This window comes from Cereibacter azotoformans, assembly GCF_021391315.1.
GTDB classification, from domain to species: domain Bacteria; phylum Pseudomonadota; class Alphaproteobacteria; order Rhodobacterales; family Rhodobacteraceae; genus Cereibacter_A; species Cereibacter_A azotoformans.
The window spans coordinates 382,501-400,814 of the sequence record NZ_CP090022.1 but is presented as its reverse complement, the minus strand read 5'-3'; the positions used below and the strand labels follow the sequence as shown (position 1 = coordinate 400,814).

General features: G+C 67.5%; 27 protein-coding genes and 1 tRNA gene (1 of these 28 running past the window's edge). 23 read left to right on the top strand and 5 right to left on the bottom strand.

The features are described from left to right. Nucleotides 1-2: 2 nt before the first annotated feature. Genes LV780_RS17035 through LV780_RS17015 form a run of 5 tightly spaced genes read left to right on the top strand, consistent with a single transcriptional unit; the run spans nucleotide 3 to nucleotide 2,040 of the window. Nucleotides 3-218 (top strand): phage head-tail joining protein, encoded by a 216-nt coding sequence (locus LV780_RS17035; protein ID WP_108222608.1) that lies wholly within the window; start codon nucleotides 3-5, stop codon nucleotides 216-218. 2 nt (nucleotides 219-220) lie between these two features. Further along, nucleotides 221-547 carry a DUF2190 family protein gene (locus LV780_RS17030; RefSeq protein ID WP_108222609.1) on the top strand — a complete coding sequence of 109 codons (327 nt, stop codon included), beginning with the start codon at nucleotides 221-223 and terminating at the stop codon, nucleotides 545-547. Nucleotides 548-561: 14 nt separating this feature from the next. Beyond that, nucleotides 562-753, top strand: a complete 192-nt coding sequence (locus LV780_RS17025) for a hypothetical protein (RefSeq protein ID WP_108222610.1) — start codon at nucleotides 562-564, stop codon at nucleotides 751-753. A gap of 4 nt (nucleotides 754-757) precedes the next feature. After that, complete coding sequence (locus LV780_RS17020) at nucleotides 758-1,009, top strand: helix-turn-helix transcriptional regulator (RefSeq protein WP_108222611.1); 252 nt, start codon at nucleotides 758-760, stop codon at nucleotides 1,007-1,009. Continuing rightward, nucleotides 1,006-2,040, top strand: coding sequence for a tyrosine-type recombinase/integrase (locus tag LV780_RS17015; protein ID WP_146172341.1), 1,035 nt, complete (start codon nucleotides 1,006-1,008; stop codon nucleotides 2,038-2,040). Before LV780_RS17020 ends, LV780_RS17015 begins: the two co-directional genes overlap by 4 nt. Nucleotides 2,041-2,120: 80 nt before the next feature. Here the strand turns inward: LV780_RS17015 and LV780_RS17010 are convergent. Further along, nucleotides 2,121-2,210 (bottom strand) — tRNA-Ser (locus LV780_RS17010). A 165-nt stretch (nucleotides 2,211-2,375) separates the two neighbouring features. Here LV780_RS17010 and LV780_RS17005 point away from each other — a divergent pair. The 7 genes from LV780_RS17005 (at nucleotide 2,376) to LV780_RS16975 (ending at nucleotide 8,389) form a co-directional block, all read left to right on the top strand. After that, on the top strand, nucleotides 2,376-3,263 hold the full coding sequence (locus tag LV780_RS17005; protein ID WP_101342004.1) for a DUF2059 domain-containing protein: 888 nt from the start codon (nucleotides 2,376-2,378) through the stop codon (nucleotides 3,261-3,263). A gap of 221 nt (nucleotides 3,264-3,484) precedes the next feature. Continuing rightward, nucleotides 3,485-3,880, top strand: coding sequence for a 50S ribosomal protein L21 (gene rplU, locus LV780_RS17000; protein ID WP_044249353.1), 396 nt, complete (start codon nucleotides 3,485-3,487; stop codon nucleotides 3,878-3,880). 6 nt (nucleotides 3,881-3,886) lie between these two features. Further along, nucleotides 3,887-4,156 carry a 50S ribosomal protein L27 gene (gene rpmA / locus LV780_RS16995; protein ID WP_011910687.1) on the top strand — a complete coding sequence of 90 codons (270 nt, stop codon included), beginning with the start codon at nucleotides 3,887-3,889 and terminating at the stop codon, nucleotides 4,154-4,156. Nucleotides 4,157-4,300: 144 nt separating this feature from the next. Next, nucleotides 4,301-4,852, top strand: a complete 552-nt coding sequence (locus tag LV780_RS16990) for a GNAT family N-acetyltransferase (protein WP_011910688.1) — start codon at nucleotides 4,301-4,303, stop codon at nucleotides 4,850-4,852. Nucleotides 4,853-4,951: 99 nt separating this feature from the next. Continuing rightward, on the top strand, nucleotides 4,952-5,980 hold the full coding sequence (gene obgE / locus LV780_RS16985; protein WP_101342002.1) for a GTPase ObgE: 1,029 nt from the start codon (nucleotides 4,952-4,954) through the stop codon (nucleotides 5,978-5,980). Beyond that, nucleotides 5,980-7,092, top strand: a complete 1,113-nt coding sequence (proB, locus tag LV780_RS16980; RefSeq protein WP_101342001.1) for a glutamate 5-kinase — start codon at nucleotides 5,980-5,982, stop codon at nucleotides 7,090-7,092. Before obgE ends, proB begins: the two co-directional genes overlap by 1 nt. A gap of 34 nt (nucleotides 7,093-7,126) precedes the next feature. Further along, nucleotides 7,127-8,389: a glutamate-5-semialdehyde dehydrogenase gene (locus LV780_RS16975; RefSeq protein ID WP_108222613.1), complete on the top strand. Its 1,263-nt coding sequence runs from the start codon at nucleotides 7,127-7,129 to the stop codon at nucleotides 8,387-8,389. Nucleotides 8,390-8,392: 3 nt separating this feature from the next. Here LV780_RS16975 and LV780_RS16970 read toward each other — a convergent pair whose 3' ends face one another. Next, nucleotides 8,393-8,989 carry a histidine phosphotransferase family protein gene (locus LV780_RS16970; protein WP_011910692.1) on the bottom strand — a complete coding sequence of 199 codons (597 nt, stop codon included), beginning with the start codon at nucleotides 8,987-8,989 and terminating at the stop codon, nucleotides 8,393-8,395. A 32-nt stretch (nucleotides 8,990-9,021) separates the two neighbouring features. Between LV780_RS16970 and LV780_RS16965 the strand changes: the two genes are divergently transcribed. From LV780_RS16965 to LV780_RS16955, 3 genes are all read left to right on the top strand, one after another. After that, complete coding sequence (locus LV780_RS16965; RefSeq protein ID WP_011910693.1) at nucleotides 9,022-9,201, top strand: DUF3553 domain-containing protein; 180 nt, start codon at nucleotides 9,022-9,024, stop codon at nucleotides 9,199-9,201. A 147-nt stretch (nucleotides 9,202-9,348) separates the two neighbouring features. After that, nucleotides 9,349-10,134: a GNAT family N-acetyltransferase gene (locus tag LV780_RS16960; RefSeq protein WP_108222614.1), complete on the top strand. Its 786-nt coding sequence runs from the start codon at nucleotides 9,349-9,351 to the stop codon at nucleotides 10,132-10,134. Then, a complete protein-coding gene (locus tag LV780_RS16955) occupies nucleotides 10,131-10,994 on the top strand; it encodes a lysophospholipid acyltransferase family protein (protein ID WP_108222615.1) in 864 nt (287 codons plus the stop codon). The genes LV780_RS16960 and LV780_RS16955 overlap by 4 nt, the downstream gene beginning before the upstream one ends. Here the strand turns inward: LV780_RS16955 and LV780_RS16950 are convergent. Further along, entirely contained in the window at nucleotides 10,978-11,598 is a 621-nt protein-coding gene (locus LV780_RS16950; protein ID WP_101341996.1) for a thiamine phosphate synthase, read from the bottom strand. The genes LV780_RS16955 and LV780_RS16950 overlap by 17 nt on opposite strands. A gap of 111 nt (nucleotides 11,599-11,709) precedes the next feature. Between LV780_RS16950 and LV780_RS16945 the strand changes: the two genes are divergently transcribed. The 6 genes from LV780_RS16945 (at nucleotide 11,710) to LV780_RS16920 (ending at nucleotide 16,161) form a co-directional block, all read left to right on the top strand. Next, nucleotides 11,710-12,441 carry an RNA methyltransferase gene (locus tag LV780_RS16945; protein ID WP_011910697.1) on the top strand — a complete coding sequence of 244 codons (732 nt, stop codon included), beginning with the start codon at nucleotides 11,710-11,712 and terminating at the stop codon, nucleotides 12,439-12,441. A gap of 73 nt (nucleotides 12,442-12,514) precedes the next feature. Beyond that, a complete protein-coding gene (locus tag LV780_RS16940) occupies nucleotides 12,515-12,829 on the top strand; it encodes an EthD family reductase (protein ID WP_044249363.1) in 315 nt (104 codons plus the stop codon). Nucleotides 12,830-12,913: 84 nt separating this feature from the next. Continuing rightward, nucleotides 12,914-14,089: a heme A synthase gene (ctaA, locus tag LV780_RS16935; protein WP_108222616.1), complete on the top strand. Its 1,176-nt coding sequence runs from the start codon at nucleotides 12,914-12,916 to the stop codon at nucleotides 14,087-14,089. Beyond that, complete coding sequence (locus LV780_RS16930; RefSeq protein ID WP_108222617.1) at nucleotides 14,086-15,567, top strand: carboxypeptidase M32; 1,482 nt, start codon at nucleotides 14,086-14,088, stop codon at nucleotides 15,565-15,567. The genes ctaA and LV780_RS16930 overlap by 4 nt, the downstream gene beginning before the upstream one ends. 8 nt (nucleotides 15,568-15,575) lie before the next feature. Next, a complete protein-coding gene (locus tag LV780_RS16925; RefSeq protein ID WP_108222618.1) occupies nucleotides 15,576-15,827 on the top strand; it encodes a hypothetical protein in 252 nt (83 codons plus the stop codon). 184 nt (nucleotides 15,828-16,011) lie between these two features. Further along, the gene (locus LV780_RS16920) at nucleotides 16,012-16,161 is read left to right on the top strand and encodes a hypothetical protein (RefSeq protein WP_108222621.1); all 150 of its coding nucleotides are present in this window, start codon (nucleotides 16,012-16,014) and stop codon (nucleotides 16,159-16,161) included. Nucleotides 16,162-16,238: 77 nt separating this feature from the next. On the opposite strand, the gene LV780_RS16915 is transcribed toward LV780_RS16920, so the two are convergent. Further along, complete coding sequence (locus LV780_RS16915) at nucleotides 16,239-17,024, bottom strand: enoyl-CoA hydratase (protein ID WP_108222619.1); 786 nt, start codon at nucleotides 17,022-17,024, stop codon at nucleotides 16,239-16,241. A 56-nt stretch (nucleotides 17,025-17,080) separates the two neighbouring features. On the opposite strand from LV780_RS16915, the gene LV780_RS16910 reads away from it, so the two are divergent. Beyond that, nucleotides 17,081-17,506: a PaaI family thioesterase gene (locus tag LV780_RS16910; RefSeq protein ID WP_101341991.1), complete on the top strand. Its 426-nt coding sequence runs from the start codon at nucleotides 17,081-17,083 to the stop codon at nucleotides 17,504-17,506. Nucleotides 17,507-17,527: 21 nt separating this feature from the next. On the opposite strand, the gene LV780_RS16905 is transcribed toward LV780_RS16910, so the two are convergent. Next, nucleotides 17,528-17,887 carry a bactofilin family protein gene (locus LV780_RS16905; protein WP_011910705.1) on the bottom strand — a complete coding sequence of 120 codons (360 nt, stop codon included), beginning with the start codon at nucleotides 17,885-17,887 and terminating at the stop codon, nucleotides 17,528-17,530. Nucleotides 17,888-18,142: 255 nt separating this feature from the next. Here LV780_RS16905 and LV780_RS16900 point away from each other — a divergent pair, with 255 nt between their 5' ends. Then, nucleotides 18,143-18,314, top strand: the start of a protein-coding gene (locus LV780_RS16900; RefSeq protein WP_108222620.1) for an amidohydrolase. Its footprint extends 1,481 nt past the window's final position; 172 of the gene's 1,653 nt are visible here — the first part of the coding sequence; the start codon lies at nucleotides 18,143-18,145; its stop codon lies off the right edge, out of view.

Genomic DNA, 18,314 nt, shown 5'->3' with positions numbered 1-18,314 from the left:
TCATGACCAGCGTCACCCGCCTTCGGGAATATCGCGACCAACTTCAGGATGCCCGGTTCTCGGGCGTCCGCAGCTTTACCGACCAGAACGGCGAGTCCGTTCAGTATCGGTCGCAAGCTGAGATTGAGCGGGCGATTGCCGCGCTCGACTCCGAAATTGCCCAGCTTCAACGCGGGCGCATGGCGCTGGTGCGCCTTCAGACCTCGAAAGGACTTTGACCATGAAGAACTTCGTTCAACCCGGTGACACTCTCACCATTCCCGCCCCCGCGTCCGTGCTGTCGGGGCAACCCGTCATCGCCGGGGAAATCGTGGGCATCGCCTCTGGTGACGCTGCCAGCGGCGCGGCAGTTGATGTTGCAACCTCGGGCGTCTTCGAACTGCCGAAGGTGGCCGCTGATGCCGTGACGCTGGGCGCGCCGATCTACTGGGACGCGGAAGCCGAACTGGCGACCACCACTGAGACCGACAACATCAAACTGGGCGTGGCTGTCGCTGCCGCCGCCGCCTCGACCGCAACCGTCCGCGTCCGTCTGTCGGGCTTCTGAGAGGATGACGACCAATGGCTAAGATGTATGCGAAAACTCAGATCATCCTTCCCGGTGACGTGATCGTGCCGAAGGGGGCGGTCTTCGATGCCAACCCCGCTCAGGCGCGCCAGTTCGACCACCTCAACGCCGCCCATGCTGCGACTGCTGAGGAAGTCAAGGCGGCTGCCGAGGCTGACGCGATCAAGAACGGCACGGCGGTCTGACACGATGCTAACCGAAGCCCGCCCTTCTTCACCGATTGCACCGCCGACTCGGCGTGGGCTGTCGCGCGTGGAAGCGGCGGGCTACATCGGCGTAAGCCCCACCACCTTCGACAAGATGGTGATTGCTGGCGAAATGCCCGGCCCAAAGCGCGTCGGCACCCGCAAAATTTGGGACGTGCGCGCTTTGGACTTGGCGTTTGACTCTCTTCCGGGTGAGGATTCCGCTACCGACAACAACAGTTGGAGCGATCTGTGAAAACGCTGAGAAAACCGCCAAAATACTGCAAAATCTTCGAAGACCGGCATGGAAAGGTGCGGGCCTACTACCGCCGTCCCGGCTTTCCCAGCACGCCGCTGCCCGGCCTGCCTTGGACGCCTGAGTTCATGGCCGCTTATGAAGCAGCACAGAAAGGCGAAAAGCTGGAAATCGGAAAGAACAAGGCCGCACCCGGCAGCTTTTCAGCCCTGATTGGCAGCTACTATAAAACCTCGGACTTCACCGGCCTGAGCAATTCTACAAAAGCGACCTATCGCGGAATCATTGAACGCTTCCGCTCTGAGCATGGGCACCGGATCGTTAAGGAGATGGAGCGGCAGCACGTCCAGAAGCTAGTTTCAAAGAAAGCGGAGACACCGGCAGCGGCCAATAACATGCTGCGGATGATTCATATTCTAATGCGTCATGCCGTAGAATTAGGCTGGCGCAATGACGATCCGACTAAAGGCGTGAGGAAGGTGCGCAACAAGACTGTGGGCTTCCTAACGTGGGAAGAAGAGCACATCGGGGCTTTTCTCGAACATCACAAGCCCGGCACACGGGCGCATTTGGCACTGATGCTGCTGCTATATACCGGACAGCGGCGCAGTGACGTTGCGCGCATGGGGCGGCAGCACGTCCGCAAAGATGTTCTGTCCATCACGCAGCAGAAGACGGGACAGGACGTGCATATTCCTCTGCACAGCGAGTTGCAGACGGTCCTTGCCGCTCTGCCTTTGGACAACCTCGCCTTCCTCGTGACGGCGCAGGGAAGGCCCTTCACGCCGCCCGGTTTCACGAACTGGTTCCGGGACATGGTGCGCGAAGCCGGGCTTCCTGACGGGCTGTCCCCGCACGGGCTGCGGAAAGCTACCTGTCGCCGCTTGGCAGAGGCTGGATGCACGCCTCATCAAATCATGGCTATCTCGGGCCATAGATCGCTTGCCGAAGTGACCCGCTACACGGTCGCAGCAGGCCGAAAAGAACTCGCAGCGCAGGGAATGCTTGCGCTCGAAAGGAAAGAAGGATGAATATCAACTGTCAAACCTCTTAGGACAGTTTGACAAACTGCCCCGCAAGTCACTGGCAAATAAGCGAAATTGTAAGGATATGGCGGAGAGACAGGGATTCGAACCCTGGGTCGGCTCACACCGACAACGGTTTTCGAGACCGCCGCATTCGACCACTCTGCCACCTCTCCGCGTCAGGGGTCGTCGTGGAGGGGCGTTTAGCGAAGCTCGCGGACGCTTGCAAGGGTCAAAACGACGGCGGTATCGCGCCGCGCCGCCACGGGGGCGTGGCTCTTCCCTTGGCAAGGGCCGGGTGAGCCACTAGCTCTGGGCGAAATCACCCCCAGAGGCTTGCCATGGTCCTCCCTTCGTCGCTGATTCGCCTCGTGCTCCTTCTCGGCGTGGCTGTCGCCCCCGTGCCGCTCATTGCCCAGACCGCGCCGGTTCCGGGCCCGCAGGGAGAGGCCGTGGTCGCCCCCGCGGTGCAGGTGGCGGCGCTGGAAGAGGCCCTGCGGATCGGGGACGTCATCGCCATCATGCGCGAGGAAGGGCTCGAGTATGGCACGAGCCTCGAGTCGGAGCTCTTCCCCGAGCGAGGCGGGGCACGGTGGCGGGCCGTGGTCGGCCTGATCTACGATACGGCCACGATGCGCAAACGGTTCGACACGGCCTTCGAGGAAGAAATCGGCGCGGATACCGAGGCCATCGGGCAGATGCTCGACTTCTTCGGCAGCGAGAAGGGCCAGCACATCCTGCGGCTCGAGATCGAGGCACGGCGTGCGCTGCTCGACGAGGCGGCCGAGGAAGCCGCGAAGGTGGCCGTGGAGAACATGAGCGCGAAGAACGACCCGAGGCTCGAGCTTCTGCGCGAGTTCGCGGAAGCGAATGACCTGATCGAGTTGAACGTCGCCGGTGCGCTCAATTCGAACCTCGCCTTCTATCGCGGCCTCGTCGAGGGCGCGGCCTTCGATCAGCCGATGGGCGAGGGAGACATGCTGGCCGACGTCTGGTCGCAGGAGGCGGAGGTGCGGCGCGAGACCGAGGAGTGGCTGTTTCCCTATCTGACGCTGGCCTACGGTCCGCTTTCGGACGAGGATCTGCGGGCCTACATCGACTTCTCGCAGTCGCCGGCAGGGCGCAAGCTGAACGGAGCGACATTCCGCGCGTTCGACGTGGTCTTTTCTTCGATTTCCCGGGACCTGGGCCGGGCCGCCGCGCGCCAGATGCAGGGCGAGGACATCTGAGGCGCGACCGGGCCGGAGTGCTTGACTCGAGAGGGACTTTCTAAGATAAGCGCGCATCCTGGCCGGGGTGCTCCGGCAGGTCACTGCATCCGTTGGCGAATCGCCCCTTGGGGACGGCCTCCGGCAAATCACCATGACACCTCTCGGGGTGCGCTGTCCGAAGGCACTGAACGCCGGGTCGCACCGGGGCCGCAGGACGCGGAGCAATGAAGGAAAGACCCATGTTCGCGGTCCTCAAGACAGGCGGCAAGCAGTACAAGGTCCAGGCGGGCGATGTGCTGCGCGTCGAGAAGCTGGCGTGTGAAGCCGGCGACAAGATCCAGTTCAACGACATCCTGATGGTCGGCGGCGAGTCCGTGACCGTGGGCGCGCCCTTCGTGGCCGGCGCCGCGGTTCAGGCGGAAGTCATCGCCCAGATCAAGGGCGAGAAGGTCATCCACTACGTCAAGCGCCGCCGGAAGCATTCGTCGCAGCGCACCAAGGGCCACCGCCAGCAGCTCACCCTGCTGCGCGTGACCGACGTGCTCGCCTCGGGCGCCGAAGCCTCGGGCGTGGCCGCCGCGACCGGCACCGCCGATGCGCGCCGCGCCGCTCACAACGCCAGCGCGAAGGAGTAACAATCCATGGCACACAAGAAGGCAGGCGGTTCGTCCCGCAACGGCCGCGACTCGGCGGGTCGTCGTCTCGGCGTGAAGCTCTACGGTGGCCAGGAAGCCATCCCGGGCAACATCATCGTGCGTCAGCGCGGCACCACCTGGTTCCCGGGCGCCGGCGTCGGCATGGGCCGCGACCACACGATCTTCGCCACCGTGGAAGGCCGCGTCCAGTTCAAGAAGGGCCTCAAGGGCCGCACGTTCATTTCCGTGCTCCCGGCCGCGGAGGCTGCGGAGTAAGCCGACCTTCACAGTTCGTCTGTAACGGGGGGATCGGCACTAGCCGGTCCCCTTCCGCTTTTCCGGCTTCGGTCGGCGAGCGGAGCCCGTGCCGGGAGCAGCCCGCTCCCGTCCCAGGTGCCAGTGCTTCAGAGGAGGAAGCCCGTGACGCTTGACATGATCTCGACCACGCTTCCGGCGACGGAGGCCCATCCGGCCGGCGGCCGCCTCGTGCTGCGCCCGGTGCGCAAGTCCGATGCGGGCCTCTTTGCAATGTATGCGGGCGACCGGCGCGTGGCCGAGGGCACGCGCGGCATCCCGCACCCGCTGCCGCCGGGCGCGGCCGAGGCCTTTGTCACCCGCTCGACGGCCGAGGGCCGGTCCGAGGATGTGTGGGTCATGGACGGCTCCGCTTCGGGCTTGTCGGAAGTGTTGGGCGTGATCTCGCTCAAGCGGATGGACCGCGACCAGTCCGAGATCGCCTATTGGGTGGCGCCGGCCTTCTGGAACGCGGGCTTCGCCTCCGAGGCGGTGCGGGCGCTGATCGAGGCCAATCCGCAGGGCTCGCGCACCATCTTCGCCGAGGTCTTCCAGGACAATCCGCAATCGGCGCGGGTGCTCACGAACTGCGGCTTCGAATATATCGGGGATGCCGAGGCGTTCTCGGTGGCGCGCAACGCCCGCGTGCCGACCTGGACCTATCTGCGCCGGCTCTGACCGCCCGATCGGTCGCAGGCGCCAAACGGCGGGCGGAGGCTTGAGCCTTTGCCCGTTTCTCTCTATCGCCAGAAGCGACCAACCGGAAAGTCCGCGCCCATGAAGTTCCTCGACCTCTGCAAAGTCTACATCCGCTCGGGCGGGGGCGGGGGCGGCTGCGTCAGCTTCCGGCGCGAGAAGTTCATCGAGTTCGGCGGCCCCGACGGGGGCGACGGCGGCAACGGCGGCTCGGTCTGGGCCGAGGCGGTCGAGGGTCTGAACACGCTGATCGACTTCCGCTACCAGCAGCATTTCTTCGCCAAGTCGGGCCAGCCCGGCATGGGCAGCCAGCGCACCGGCAAGTCGGGCGAGGATATCGTGCTGAAGGTGCCGGTCGGCACCGAGATCATCGACGAGGACGAGGAAACCGTGATCGCCGACCTGACCGAGGTGGGCCAGCGGATCCTCCTTGCGCAGGGCGGCAACGGCGGCTGGGGCAACCTGCGCTTCAAGTCCTCGACCAACCGTGCGCCGGCGCGGGCGAACCCCGGCCAGCCCGGCATCGACCGGACCATCTGGCTCCGGCTGAAGCTCATTGCGGACGCGGGTCTGCTGGGCCTGCCCAACGCGGGCAAGTCGACCTTCCTTTCGGCCACCTCGAACGCCCGGCCGAAGATCGCGGACTATCCCTTCACCACGCTGGTGCCGAACCTCGGCGTCGTGGGGGTGGACGGCAAGGAATTCGTGATCGCCGACATTCCGGGCCTGATCGAGGGCGCCTCCGAGGGGCGGGGTCTCGGCGACCAGTTCCTCGCGCATGTCGAGCGCTGCTCGGTGCTTCTGCATCTGGTGGACGGCACCTCCTCGACCATCGTCAAGGATTACCGCACCATCATCGGCGAGCTTGAGGCCTATGGCGGCGATCTGGCCGGGAAGCCGCGCGTCACCGCGATGAACAAGATCGACGCGATGGATCCCAGGCAGATCTCCGACCGCCGCCGCGCGCTCGAGAAGGCGACGGGGGGCAAGGTCTTCACCATCTCGGGTGTCGCGGGCACCGGCCTGATGGAGGTGCTGCGCGCGCTCTGGGCCGAGATCGACGGGGCGCGCGGCGATGCGGTGGAGGAGCATGTGCCGTGGCAACCCTGATGCCCCTTCAGGCCCCCGATATCCGCAACGCGAAGCGGCTGGTCGTCAAGATCGGCTCGGCGCTTCTGGTGGACGGCGAGGGTCTGCGCCGCCAGTGGCTCTCGGCGCTGGCACTGGATGTGGCCGAGGCGCGGACGCGGGGGACGCAGGTGATCCTCGTCTCCTCGGGCTCGATCGCGCTGGGGCGGCGGGTGCTGCATCTGCCGCCGGGGCCGCTCGCGCTCGAACAGAGTCAGGCCGCCGCCGCCGTGGGCCAGATCCGGCTTGCCCGCGCCTATGAGGAGGTGCTGGCCCCGCACGGCATCACCACCGCGCAGGTGCTGGTGACGCTGGAGGATACCGAGGACCGCCGCCGCTACCTGAATTCCCGCGCCACGATGGAGACGCTGCTCGCGCTCGGCACCGTGCCGATCGTGAACGAGAACGACACCGTGGCGACGGACGAGATCCGATATGGCGACAACGACCGGCTGGCCGCGCAGATCGCCGTGACGGTGGGGGCGGACCAGCTGGTGCTGCTGTCGGACGTGGACGGCTTCTATTCGGCCAACCCGAAGGAAGACCCGGCGGCCGAGCGCTTCGATCTGGTCGAGGCGATCACGCCCGACCTCGAGGCGATGGCGGGCGATCCGATCTCGGGCGTCTCGAAGGGCGGCATGAAGACCAAGATCATGGCGGCGAAGACCGCCGTCGCGGGTGGTTGCGCGATGGCGATTACCGAAGGCTCGGTGATGCGCCCGCTGAAGGCGCTGGAAACGGGCGCGGCGCGAACCTGGTTCGTCGCGCAGGGCGATCCTCAGGTGGCGCGCAAGCGCTGGATCAACGCGATGAAGCCGCGCGGCACGCTGAAGGTCGATGCGGGCGCGGTGCATGCGCTGCGCGCAGGCAAGTCGCTGCTTCCCGCCGGCGTGACGGCGGTGGAGGGCAACTTCGGCCGCGGCGATCCGGTGGACATTGCGGGGCCCGCGGGCGAGGTACTGGGCAAGGGCCTGACGCGCTACACGGCGGTCGAGGCGGTGCAGATCGCGGGCCACCGTTCGGCCGAGATCGAGGGCATCCTCGGCTATTCGGGTCGCGCGGCGCTGGTGCATCGCGACGACATGGTGATCTGACCCGCCGGGCGCGGGCATCGGGAAGGGCAGGACGATGGACGGACAGGACGTCACGGGGCTCATGCAGCAGATCGGCGCGCGGGCGCGCGCGGCGGCCGCCGAACTGGCCTTTGCCGAGCCGGAGGCGAAGCGGCAGGCGCTGCTTGCGGCCGCCGATGCCGTGTTGGTCCGGCAGGAAGAGATCCTTGCCGCCAATGCCGAGGATCTGGCTTTTGGCACCGCAAAGGGTCTGTCGCCCGCGATGATGGACCGGCTGAAACTCGATGCCGGGCGGATCGGCGGCGTGGTCGAGGGGCTGCGCGCGGTGGCCGCCCAGAAGGACCCGGTGGGCGAGGTGATTGCGGAATGGGACCGGCCCTCGGGCCTGCACATCCGCCGCGTCCGCACGCCGCTCGGCGTCGTCGGCGTGATCTACGAAAGCCGGCCCAACGTGACGGCCGATGCAGGCGCGCTCTGCCTCAAGTCCGGCAATGCGGTGATCCTGCGCGGCGGATCGGAGAGTTTCCATACCTCGACGGCGATCCACGCCTGCCTTCAGGACGGGCTGCGCTCGGCGGGTCTGCCCGAGGATGCGATCCAGCTCGTGCCCACCCGCGACCGCGCCGCCGTGGCCGAGATGCTGCGCATGGTCGAATTCATCGACGTGATCGTGCCTCGCGGGGGCAAGGGTCTTGTCGGCCTCGTGCAAGCCGAGGCGCGGGTGCCGGTCTTCGCCCATCTGGAAGGCATCTGCCATGTCTATGCCGACGGCGACGCCGATCTCGAGAAGGCGCGCCGGGTGGTGCTGAACGCCAAGACCCGCCGCACCGGCATCTGCGGCGCGGCTGAATGCCTGCTGATCGACCGCGCCTTCCTCGCCAAGCACGGGCCGGTCCTGATCGAGGATCTGCTGAAGGCGGGCGTCGAGGTCCGCGCCGAGGGCGAGCTGGCGCAGGTGCCGGGCACCGTGCCCGCGCAACCCGACGATTTCGGGCGCGAGTTTCTCGACATGATCATCGCGGCGACGGTGGTGGACGGGGTGGACGGGGCGATCGCCCATATCCGTCGCTACGGCTCCAGCCACACCGAGTCGATCCTGACCGAGAACGACGCGACGGCGGGACGCTTCTTCCAGCGGCTCGACAGCGCGATCCTGATGCGCAACGCCTCGACCCAGTTCGCCGACGGCGGCGAGTTCGGCATGGGCGCCGAGATCGGAATCGCCACCGGCAAGATGCACGCCCGCGGCCCGGTGGGCGCCGAGCAACTCACCAGCTTCAAGTATCTGGTTGAGGGCGACGGAACGATCCGTCCCTGAGGCTCAGAACGACAGGCGGATCTCGGTCTCGCGGATCTCGGAGGTCAGACGGCGGCCCTGACGGGACATCTCGTCGGGGACAAGCGCGAAATGCACGCGGGCGGCGGACATTTCCACCTGCGCCATCGGGTTCGAGAGCATTTCCCACAGGTCCGCGTCGATCCTGATCTTGTGCGCCTGGCCCACCAGCACCCACCGCGCATCGTTGCGCTCGACCCGGATGCGGCCGCCATAGGCCATCGCCGTCTCGAGGCAGAGGATGAGCAGGAAGGCGAGCTTCACCTCGCGGCGCTGCAGATCGGTCGGGCCCTGCCAGTCGATCTGCAGCCGGCCGCCGCGCGTCAGGTCCTGGAGGATCGACAGGATCTCGGGACGGCCGATCCGCTGCTCGGCGCCCGTCGCGCCAAAGGCCACCCGGAAGAAGCGGATGCGCGCATTGGCATTGGCCACGCTCTCCGAGATCAGCGTCATTTCCGGCCCCCGGATCGACCCGTCCATCATCAGAAGCTCGACGCCATTGCCGATCGCACCGATCGGGCTGATAAGATCGTGACAGATGCGCGAGCCCAGAAGGGCGGCCAGATCGGTCTTTTCGGTCATGGGCGTCTCCAAGAAAGGCGAAAGGAACGGAAATGAACACGCTGCTCGAGCCGGGGATGCTGGTCCGCCATCCGGGGCAACCCGACTGGGGGACGGGCCAGGTTCAATCGAACGTAAAGGGACGGATCACCGTGAATTTCGAGCATGCAGGCAAGGTCTTGATCGATGGGAGCAGGGTTCAGCTTCAGCTTCTTCCTGATCTACCCAAATGATGTAACGAAGCCCGAAGGCGTATTTCAATCATCAATTGAGGGCATTTCGGCGCAGGGTTGTGTCCGGCTGCCGCGGGCGGCAGTTGCATCCGGCGAGGGCATTTCCTATGAAGCCCTGACGGCCGGCGAGGGGGGCAAGATCGGGGAATGATTGCCGACGATCCGCATCTGGAGCTGCGGCTGGCCTCGTCCGAGCGCGATCTGCGGGCGGCGCAGCGCCTGCGCTACCGCGTTTTCGTCGAAGAACTCGGTGGCGACGGCGACATGGTCGATCATCCGGCGCGCCTCGAGCGGGACGAGTTCGACACGATCTGCGATCATCTTCTGCTCATCGACCGGCGCCGCGATGCCGGGGCGCTCGAGGATGTGGTCGGCGTCTATCGCCTGCTTCCGGGAGATCGCGCGGCGCACGCGGGTCGCTTCTATTGCGACAGCGAATATGATCTCGGCCCCCTCCGGTCGAGCGGGAGGCGGTTGCTCGAGCTTGGGCGCTCCTGCGTTCATCCCGACTTCCGGGGCGGCTCGGCGGTCTTCCTGCTCTGGAGCGGGCTTGCCGACTATGTGCTGGCCCAGGGGATCGAGCTGCTGTTCGGGGTCGCAAGCTTCCACGGCACCGATGTGGAGGCGCTGGCCCAGCCCCTGTCCTATCTTCATGCGTTCCATCTGGCGCCCGAGGATCTGCGCGTGCGCGCAAGGCCCTGTCATGCGCAGCGGATGGACCTTGTCCCGGCCGGTTCGGTGGACCGGCGGGCGGCGATGCTGACCATGCCGCCGCTGATCAAGGCCTATCTGCGCCTCGGCGGCTTCGTGGGCGAGGGGGCATGGGTGGACCATGCCTTCAACACGACCGACGTCTGCCTTCTGCTGGACACGGCGCGAATGTCCACGCGGCACCGGGATTTCTACGCCCGTCGCGCGGTGACCGTGGAATGAGCGACTGGAAGGCGGCCCGGCCGGCTCCGCGGCCGATCGGTGCGGGGGGATGGCTGCGCCTGGCGGTGAAGGGCAGCGCGATGGCCCTCCTTGTCTATGGCGGCTTGCTGCTTTTGCTGCTGTTGCGCCAGATCGAGCGACCGTTCTGCGGCATGGCGCGGCCGGTCACGCCCTGGATCACCCAGGGCGTCTGTCGCGGCGCGCTGGCCATCATGGGGCTGGGGATCCGCGTCCGTGGCAGGCCCATGACGGTGCCCGGAGCGGTGGTGGCCAACCACGGCTCCTGGCTCGACATCTTCGTGCTCAACGCCGTGCAACGGATCTACTTCGTCTCGAAGTCCGAGGTGGCGGGCTGGCCCGGCATCGGCTGGCTGGCGCGCGCGACGGGCACGGTCTTCATCAACCGCAAGGGCTCCGAGGCGCGGGCGCAGCAGCGGCTGTTCGAGGAGCGGCTCCGGTTCGGGCACCGGCTTCTTTTCTTCCCCGAAGGCACCAGCACCGACACGCTGCGCATCCTGCCCTTCAAGTCAACGCTCTTTGCGGCGTTCTTCACGCACGGGCTGGAACATGCCCTGCACATCCAGCCGGTGACGGTGCACTACATCGCGCCCGAGGGCGAGGATCCGCGCTTTTACGGCTGGTGGGGCGACATGGACTTCGGCAGCCACCTCGCCCGGCTTCTGGCAGCGCCCGGGCACGGGAGGGTCGAGATCACCTTCCACGAGCCGGTGCCCGCCGACGGCTTCGACGGGCGCAAGGGGCTGGCGGCCCGTTGCGAGGCGCTGGTGCGGCAGGGCTTCCCGGCGGAGGGGCGCGAGGTGGCCCCGGCCGAAGGCTGGACCCTCAGCCCAGAGGGCTGAGGAGGCTCCGCAGCGCTTCGGCCGCATCCTCTTCGCGCCAGATCTCCTCGCCGACGGCAAAGAAGTCGGTCACGGGTGCGAGTTCGGCCACCTTCTCGCGCGTCAGCGCGCCTTCGGCCACCACCGGAACCTCGATCATCTCGGACCACCAGGCGAAGAGGTCCGTCTCGGCAAGGCTGCCGTCGCCAAGCGCGGTCGCGCCCACAGGGCCGAAGGACACATAATCCGTGCCGGCCTCGGCCGCGTTGATCCCCTCGTGCCGCGACCGGCCGCAGAAGGCGCCGACGATCGCGTCCGGCCCGAGGTCCTTGCGCAGCTTGCGCACCAGTCGCGCGCCATCGGTCAGATGCACCCCGTCGAGGCCCAGCCGCTCGACCATCAGCACATGGTTCTCGATGACGATCGCCACGTCGCGCGCATGGGCCACCTCGCGCAAGGCATCCGCCGCGCGGGCGATCCGATCCTCGTCCTTGCCGGCCAGCGCCAGCCGCAGGCAGGCGATCCCGGTCGAATCCAGCACCCGCGCCAGCCGGTCGGGAAAGATCCCGAGGTCGATCTCGGGCGGCGTGATCAGATAGATCTGCGGACGTTCGGCTTCGGCCATGATGGGTCTCCTTCGGTCGGCGAAGCCTATAGCCGAGGGGCGCCGGCTTGGAAATGCCATTGCGCCGCGTGGGCCTTCTCCCCTAGGAAGCGCCGGACCCGAGGGAGCGCCATGAGCATCGAACCCGTCTTCATCCTCGTCCGCCCGCAGATGGGCGAGAACATCGGCGCGGCCGCGCGCGCCATGCTGAACTTCGGTCTCGCCCGGCTGCGGATCGTCGATCCGCGCGACGGCTGGCCCAATCCCAAGGCCGTGGCCATGGCATCGGGCGCGGGACGGCTGCTCGATCATGCGGGGCTCTTTCCCTCGGTGGCCGAGGCGATCCGCGACTGCGACTATGTCTTCGCGACGACCGCGCGGGGGCGCGAACTGACCAAGCCCGTGATGACGCCCGAGCGCGCCATGACCCATGCCCGCGCGTTGACGGGCGAGGGGCGGCGCGTGGGCATCCTCTTCGGGCCCGAGCGGACGGGTCTCGAGAACGAGGATGTGGCGCTCGCCAGCGCCATCGTCACCGTGCCGGTGAACCCCGAGTTCTTCTCCCTGAACCTTGCGCAATGCGTGCTGCTTCTGGCCTACGAATGGCGGCGCCAGCACGACGAGACCCCGCCCGAGGTGATCGACATGGCGCGGGTCGATTTCGCGAGCGGCCTCGAGGTCGAGAAGCTGGGCGACCATTTCGAGGAGAAGCTCGAGGCCGCGGGCTTCTTCTTCCCGCCCGAGAAGGCGCCGGGGATGAAGCTGAACCTGCGCAACATGTGGGCCCGGCTGGCCTTGACGCGTGCGGATGTGCAGACGCTGCACGGGATGCTGCGCCAGATCGCGTGGAAGCTGAAGCAGTAGCGGGACCGACCATTGGATGAAGCCTCCGGCGCCGGAAACATGTCAGAGTGGCACGGCGGAACGGAGGACAGACATGGCCAGACTGATCGTGATGTATCGCACGCCCGAGGATGTGGCGGCGTTCGACAGGCACTATTCCGGGACACATATCGGGCTTGCGTCGAAGATGCCGGGCCTGCGCAGCTACGAGATCAGCCACGGGCCGGTGATGACGCCCGACGGCGCCTCGTCCTATCATCTTGTGGCGATGCTGCGGTTTGACGAAATCGCGAGCCTGAAGGCCGCGCTTGCCAGCCCGGAGGGGCAGGCCGCGGTCGAGGATGTGGGCCGTTTCGCCACCGGCGGCGTGGACATCTACATGTTCGACGACCGGGTCGCCGGCGGGTAGCTCCGCGTCCTCGCGCCACTCCCCGCGGGCCCTTGAAGCGGGCAGGCGGGGGGCCTAGTCTCGCCCGCGGAACGGGAGAGCCGGATGGCAGTCAAGAAACGCAGCATCTTCGAGGAAGTGGGGCAGGGGGCGAAGGCTCCGGTCCCGCAAGGCGGCAGCATCGATCGCGGCCAAGGTGGCGCGCGGCGCGGCATCCGGCTGTGGCTGATGGCGCTGTTCGTTCTGGTCATGGCGATGATCGTGGTGGGCGGCCTCACGCGGCTGACCGATTCCGGCCTTTCGATCACGGAATGGCGGCCCGTCACCGGCGCTGTGCCGCCGCTGAACGAGGCGGAATGGACGGCCGAGTTCGAGAAATACCGCCAGAGCCCGCAATACCGGCTGATGAACGCCGGCATGTCGATGGCCGAGTTCCAGCGCATCTACTGGTGGGAATGGGGGCACCGGCAACTGGGCCGCGTGATCGGCCTCGTCTGGGCGCTGGGGTTCCTCGGCTTCCTGGTTGCCCGCAAGATGCCGCGGGGCTGGTGGCCTCGGCTGCTGGCGCTGGGGGTCTTGGGCGGCATCCAGGGCGGCATTGGCTGGTGGATGGTGGCCTCGGGCCTCGAGGGCGACCGGGTCGCGGTCGCGAGCACGCGCCTTGCGGTTCACCTCAGCCTTGCCTTCATCATCCTCGGCATGATCGCCTGGCAGGCGCTCCTCCTCGGGCGAACCGAGGCCGAACTCTTCCAGGCCCGGCGCCAGCGTGAAGGGCGCCTCTATGGCATGACCACGGTGCTGATCGTGGTGACCTTCCTGCAGGTGGTGCTGGGGGCGCTCGTGGCGGGCATTGATGCGGGCCGCGGCTTTCCGACCTGGCCCGACATGAACGGGACCTTCCTGCCGGCCGACATGCTCTATGTGCCGGGGGTCGAGACCGACTGGCGCAACCCCGCCTGGTGGCTGGGGCTGCTGCAGAACCCCGGTTTCGTCCAGTTCCTGCACCGCATGGCCGGCTATGCGCTGGTGGCGCTGGGGCTGGTGTTCTGGATCTTCGGCCGGCGCTCGAAACACCGGGCGACGCGCGGGGCCTTTGACCTGCTTGCGCTTGCGCTTCTGGCGCAGGTCGCGCTTGGCGTGGGCACCGTGCTGTCGGCCGCCGAATGGCAGGTGGCCATCGCCCATCAGGTCGGCGCGGTGGTGATCTGGGTGCTGATCCTTCATGCGCGCCACCTCGCGCACTATCCCCGCGTGGGCTCGATCCGGAAAGGAACGCTATGAGTGCCGATGTCGCCTTTGCCGAGCTGATGGACTATCAGCGCCAGACCGAGGCGCTGGCGCAGGTCATGGGCCGGCTGTCGTGGGACCAGGAGACGGTGATGCCGCGCGGCGCCGCAGAGCAGCGGGCCGAAGAGATGGCCGCGCTCGAAGGGGTGCTGCACGCCCGCCGCACCGATCCGCGCATCGCCGAATGGCTGGAGCTGGCCGAGCCCGAGGATGAGGAGGACGAGGCGCAGCTTCGCCTGATCCGCCGCAGCCACGAGCGGGCGACCAAGGTGCCGGGCCGGCTCGCGCAGGAGATCGCGCGCGTGACCTCGGCCGCGCAGGGCATCTGGGCCGAGGCGCGGGCCGCGGACGATGTGGCGATGTTCCTGCCGACGCTGACCGAGGTGATCCGCCTCAAGCGCGAGGAGGCGGCGGCGCTGGCGGTGGGCCGCGACCGCTACGACGCGTTGGTCGACGATTACGAGCCCTCGGCCACGGCGGCTTCGATCTCGGCGATCTTCGACCGGATGCGCCCGCGCCTTGTCGCGCTGCGCGAGGCGGTGCTGGGCGCCGAATACCAGCCGAAGCCGCTGTCGGGCCATTTCGGCCTTGAGGCGCAGGTGCGCATGGCCCGCGATCTCGCCGCGACCTTCGGCTATGACTGGACGCGCGGGCGGATGGACATGGCGGTGCATCCCTTCTCGTCGGGCTCGGGCAGCGACGTGCGCATCACCATGCGGGTGGTCGAGGCCGATCCGTTCAACTGCTTCTACTCCACCATCCACGAGGTCGGTCACGCCGCCTACGAGCTTGGGATCGACCCCGACTACGCGCTCACCCCGATCGGGGCGGGTGTCTCGATGGGCGTCCACGAGAGCCAGAGCCGCATCTACGAGAACCAGCTCGGCCGCTCGCGGGCCTTCACCGGCTGGCTCTTCGGCCGCATGTCCGAGCGGTTCGGCGATTTCGGCATTGCCGATGCCGAGGCCTTCTATGCCACTGCGAACCGCGTGCAATCCGGCTACATCCGCACCGAGGCCGACGAGGTTCACTACAACCTCCACATCATGATGCGCTTCGACCTCGAGCGCGGGCTGATCCGCGGCACGCTCGAGCCCGAGGATCTGGAAGAGGCCTGGAACGCGCGCTTCCTCGAGGATTTCGGGGTGGCGGTGGACCGGCCTTCGCACGGGATGCTGCAGGACGTGCACTGGTCGGTCGGCCTCTTCGGCTATTTCCCGACCTACGCGCTGGGGAACGTCTATGCCGGCTGCCTGATGAAGGCGATCCGCGAGGCGGTGCCGGATCTCGACGAGCAGCTTGCGCGCGGCGATACCTCGGGCGCGACCGGCTGGCTGCGCGAGAACCTGCAACGGCATGGTGGCCTCTACAGGCCGCACGAGACCGTCACCCGCGCCTGCGGCTTCGAGCCTTCGGAAGAGCCCCTGCTCGACTATCTCGAAGCCAAGTTCCGCGGCATCTACCGGCTCTGACGGCAGCCATGGGGGACGGCTTTGCCCAGGCGGTCTGGCGTGCGGCGCGGCGCAGCGCCGCCACGCTCGTCGCGAGCCTTTGGCGCGGCCTCTCGAGCGAAGAGGTGGAGTCCCGGATCGCACGGCGCCCCCCACGCGATCAGGCCGTGATCGTCGGAGGCGTGCTGGCCGCCCTGTTCCTGATCAGCACGCTGTTCGCACAGGCGGGGGTCGTGGGCTTCCTCACCTTCCTGCTTCTGGCGGTGATCGTGGTCAAATAGGCGATCACGTTCAGTTGATCGCTGCCCGAGGCGGGTCAAAGCGGCTTCTTCTTCAACATGTTGCCTGCGGCCGGGCGCGGATGGCCGGATGGATGCGGCAAAATCGCGCGGGCGGCGTGATCCGCTGCGTCCATGCTCCCGTATTCCAGTCACGACAACCCAGACAGGAAAGGGAACTGATATGATGAACTACCTGATCATGGAATATGTTCTGACCTTCGGGACCATCGGTTTCGTCCTCGTGCTCGCCTACATCAACATCCGCCAGACGGAGAAGCAGCTGGAAGAAACGCGCAAGCGCCGTCAGTCCCAGGCGGTTCCCGCCGCCGAATGATGAAGTCGGGCCGGGCGAGGGATTGCCCGGCCGGTGTCTGCCGTGAAGGTGCAGACCGCATGTGAGCGCCCGGCTCGTCAGGCCCAGTCGGGCCTGCGCTTTTCCAGGAAGGCCTTCACCCCCTCCTCGGTATCCCGCCACATCATGTTGTCGGCCATGACCGCTCCCGCGAAGGTGTAGGCGGCCGCCAGCCCCATGCCCGCCTGATCGTAGAAGGCGCGCTTGCCGGTCCGCACAGCCGCACCCAGCTTTCCCGCCACCACCTCTGCCAGCTTGCGCACGTCCGCCGACAGATCCTCGGCCGGGGCTATGCGGTTGACCAGCCCGACATCGCGCGCACGCTCGGCGTCGATGAACTCGCCGGTCGTCAGCATCTCGAAGGCGACCTTGCGCGGCACGGCGCGGGTCAGGGCAACCATGGGGGTCGAGCAGAAGAGGCCAATGTTGACCCCGTTGACCCCAAACCGCGTGCCATGCGCCGCCACCGCCATGTCGCACGAGGCCACCAGCTGGCAGCCCGCCGCGGTGGCGATGCCATGCACTTCGGCGATCACCGGCTGCGGCAGGGCCGGGATGGACTGCATCACCGCGGCGCAGCGGGCGAAGAGGTCGGAAAAGTAGGCCGCGCCCCGGTCTTCGGACTGTCGTGCCGCCTGCATCTCGCGGAGGTCGTGGCCGGCGCAGAAGGCCTTGCCCGCGCCCCGCAGCACGACGACGCGGATGCTCGGGTCTTCGGCCAGCGCACGGAACTGCTCTTTCAAGGCGGCCAGCATCGCATCCGACAGCGCGTTCAGCGCCTCGGGCCGGTTCAGTGTCAGCGTCGCCACGGCGCCGCTGTCCTCGCGCAGCAGGATCTCGGTCATCTTGTCTCTCCTCCCCTTTGCGGTCAGCCTAGCGGGCCGGAAGCAGGGAGGAAAGCATGGGGCTGAGACTGGAGGCCGCGGACCTGTCCGCGTTCCTGACGCGGGAGTTTCCCGAGGTGGCGGACGATTTCGAGGTGCTCTCGGCCGGGGATGAGCTGGCCATGCGCCTGAAGGTCGGGCCGCAGCATCTGCGGCCGGGCGGCACCGTGTCGGGCCCCTCGATGTTCGCGCTGGCCGATGTGGCCATGTATCTGGCCATCCTGTCGCGGATCGGGCCGGTGAAGCTCGCCGTCACCACGAACATCTCGATGGATTTCATGCGCAAGCCCGAGGCCGGGCGCGACCTGATCGGGACGGCGCGGATCCTCAAGCTGGGGCGGGTGCTGGCGGTGGGGGATGTGCTGATCCGCTCGGCGGGCTCCGAGGGCGTGGTGGCGCGGGCAGGGCTGACCTATTCGATTCCGCCCGGCCGCGCCGCCTGAAGTCGGCGCCGGCCCGAAGGGTCAGTCCTTGGTGATCTTGAAGCGGCCGTCCACGGTCGCGCCGCTCTCGATCACGACGCTGCGGTAGGTCACGTCCGAGGTCAGCTGCGCCGCCGCCCGCACCACCAGCGACGAGCAGGACAGCCGGCCGTCGAGTTGCCCGCGCACCTCGACATTTTCCGCGCTGAAGGTGCCGCTGGCGCGGCCTTCGGGCCCGACCATCAGTCCGCGCGCGGTGATCGTGCCCTCGACCTCGCCCATCACCTCGATGCTTCCCGACGAGGTGATGTCGCCGACGATCCTGAGATCCGAGCCCAGCGTGGATTTGGAGGCATTGGAGCCATTGCGCTGCGGCGCAGGCTCGGCCGGTCTGTTCTGCATCGTGATTCCCTCTCTCGCACGGGCCCGGCGGGCCACGGTGCCGGGCGAGCGCCCGCGCGTTTGCCCGATAAAGGGTCAAGCCCGGTCCACGGTCAAGAGCGGCAGGGCCATTTTCCGCCGGTCGTGGACAAAAGCGGAAGCGGCTGTTCAGATGGCCCGGATGCCGGCGGCCCGCAAGAGGTGGCAGCGTTGCCGCGGCCGACGGAGCCGCCTGATCTTGCGCCTGCCGATCCAGTCCGTCGCCGGAGCCTTCGCATGACCGACCTGATCCTGACCAATGCCGCCGTCCTGACCATGGATCCCGCCCGCCCCGAGGCCGAGGCCGTTGCGGTTCTCGATGGCCGCATCAGGGCGGTGGGCGCACGGTCCGAGATCGAGCCCCTCGCCCACGCCGGGACCGAGATTGTCGATGCCGGCGGGGGAACGG

Coding starts and splice junctions, on each gene's coding strand:
- LV780_RS17035 (WP_108222608.1), top strand. CDS start 3: ATGACCAGCGTCACCCGCCTTCGGGAATATCGCGACCAACTTCAGGAT.
- LV780_RS17030 (WP_108222609.1), top strand. CDS start 221: ATGAAGAACTTCGTTCAACCCGGTGACACTCTCACCATTCCCGCCCCC.
- LV780_RS17025 (WP_108222610.1), top strand. CDS start 562: ATGGCTAAGATGTATGCGAAAACTCAGATCATCCTTCCCGGTGACGTG.
- LV780_RS17020 (WP_108222611.1), top strand. CDS start 758: ATGCTAACCGAAGCCCGCCCTTCTTCACCGATTGCACCGCCGACTCGG.
- LV780_RS17005 (WP_101342004.1), top strand. CDS start 2,376: ATGGTCCTCCCTTCGTCGCTGATTCGCCTCGTGCTCCTTCTCGGCGTG.
- rplU (WP_044249353.1), top strand. CDS start 3,485: ATGTTCGCGGTCCTCAAGACAGGCGGCAAGCAGTACAAGGTCCAGGCG.
- rpmA (WP_011910687.1), top strand. CDS start 3,887: ATGGCACACAAGAAGGCAGGCGGTTCGTCCCGCAACGGCCGCGACTCG.
- obgE (WP_101342002.1), top strand. CDS start 4,952: ATGAAGTTCCTCGACCTCTGCAAAGTCTACATCCGCTCGGGCGGGGGC.
- proB (WP_101342001.1), top strand. CDS start 5,980: ATGCCCCTTCAGGCCCCCGATATCCGCAACGCGAAGCGGCTGGTCGTC.
- LV780_RS16975 (WP_108222613.1), top strand. CDS start 7,127: ATGGACGGACAGGACGTCACGGGGCTCATGCAGCAGATCGGCGCGCGG.
- LV780_RS16970 (WP_011910692.1), bottom strand. CDS start 8,989: ATGACCGAAAAGACCGATCTGGCCGCCCTTCTGGGCTCGCGCATCTGT.
- LV780_RS16965 (WP_011910693.1), top strand. CDS start 9,022: ATGAACACGCTGCTCGAGCCGGGGATGCTGGTCCGCCATCCGGGGCAA.
- LV780_RS16960 (WP_108222614.1), top strand. CDS start 9,349: ATGATTGCCGACGATCCGCATCTGGAGCTGCGGCTGGCCTCGTCCGAG.
- LV780_RS16955 (WP_108222615.1), top strand. CDS start 10,131: ATGAGCGACTGGAAGGCGGCCCGGCCGGCTCCGCGGCCGATCGGTGCG.
- LV780_RS16950 (WP_101341996.1), bottom strand. CDS start 11,598: ATGGCCGAAGCCGAACGTCCGCAGATCTATCTGATCACGCCGCCCGAG.
- LV780_RS16945 (WP_011910697.1), top strand. CDS start 11,710: ATGAGCATCGAACCCGTCTTCATCCTCGTCCGCCCGCAGATGGGCGAG.
- LV780_RS16940 (WP_044249363.1), top strand. CDS start 12,515: ATGGCCAGACTGATCGTGATGTATCGCACGCCCGAGGATGTGGCGGCG.
- ctaA (WP_108222616.1), top strand. CDS start 12,914: ATGGCAGTCAAGAAACGCAGCATCTTCGAGGAAGTGGGGCAGGGGGCG.
- LV780_RS16930 (WP_108222617.1), top strand. CDS start 14,086: ATGAGTGCCGATGTCGCCTTTGCCGAGCTGATGGACTATCAGCGCCAG.
- LV780_RS16925 (WP_108222618.1), top strand. CDS start 15,576: ATGGGGGACGGCTTTGCCCAGGCGGTCTGGCGTGCGGCGCGGCGCAGC.
- LV780_RS16920 (WP_108222621.1), top strand. CDS start 16,012: ATGAACTACCTGATCATGGAATATGTTCTGACCTTCGGGACCATCGGT.
- LV780_RS16915 (WP_108222619.1), bottom strand. CDS start 17,024: ATGACCGAGATCCTGCTGCGCGAGGACAGCGGCGCCGTGGCGACGCTG.
- LV780_RS16910 (WP_101341991.1), top strand. CDS start 17,081: ATGGGGCTGAGACTGGAGGCCGCGGACCTGTCCGCGTTCCTGACGCGG.
- LV780_RS16905 (WP_011910705.1), bottom strand. CDS start 17,887: ATGCAGAACAGACCGGCCGAGCCTGCGCCGCAGCGCAATGGCTCCAAT.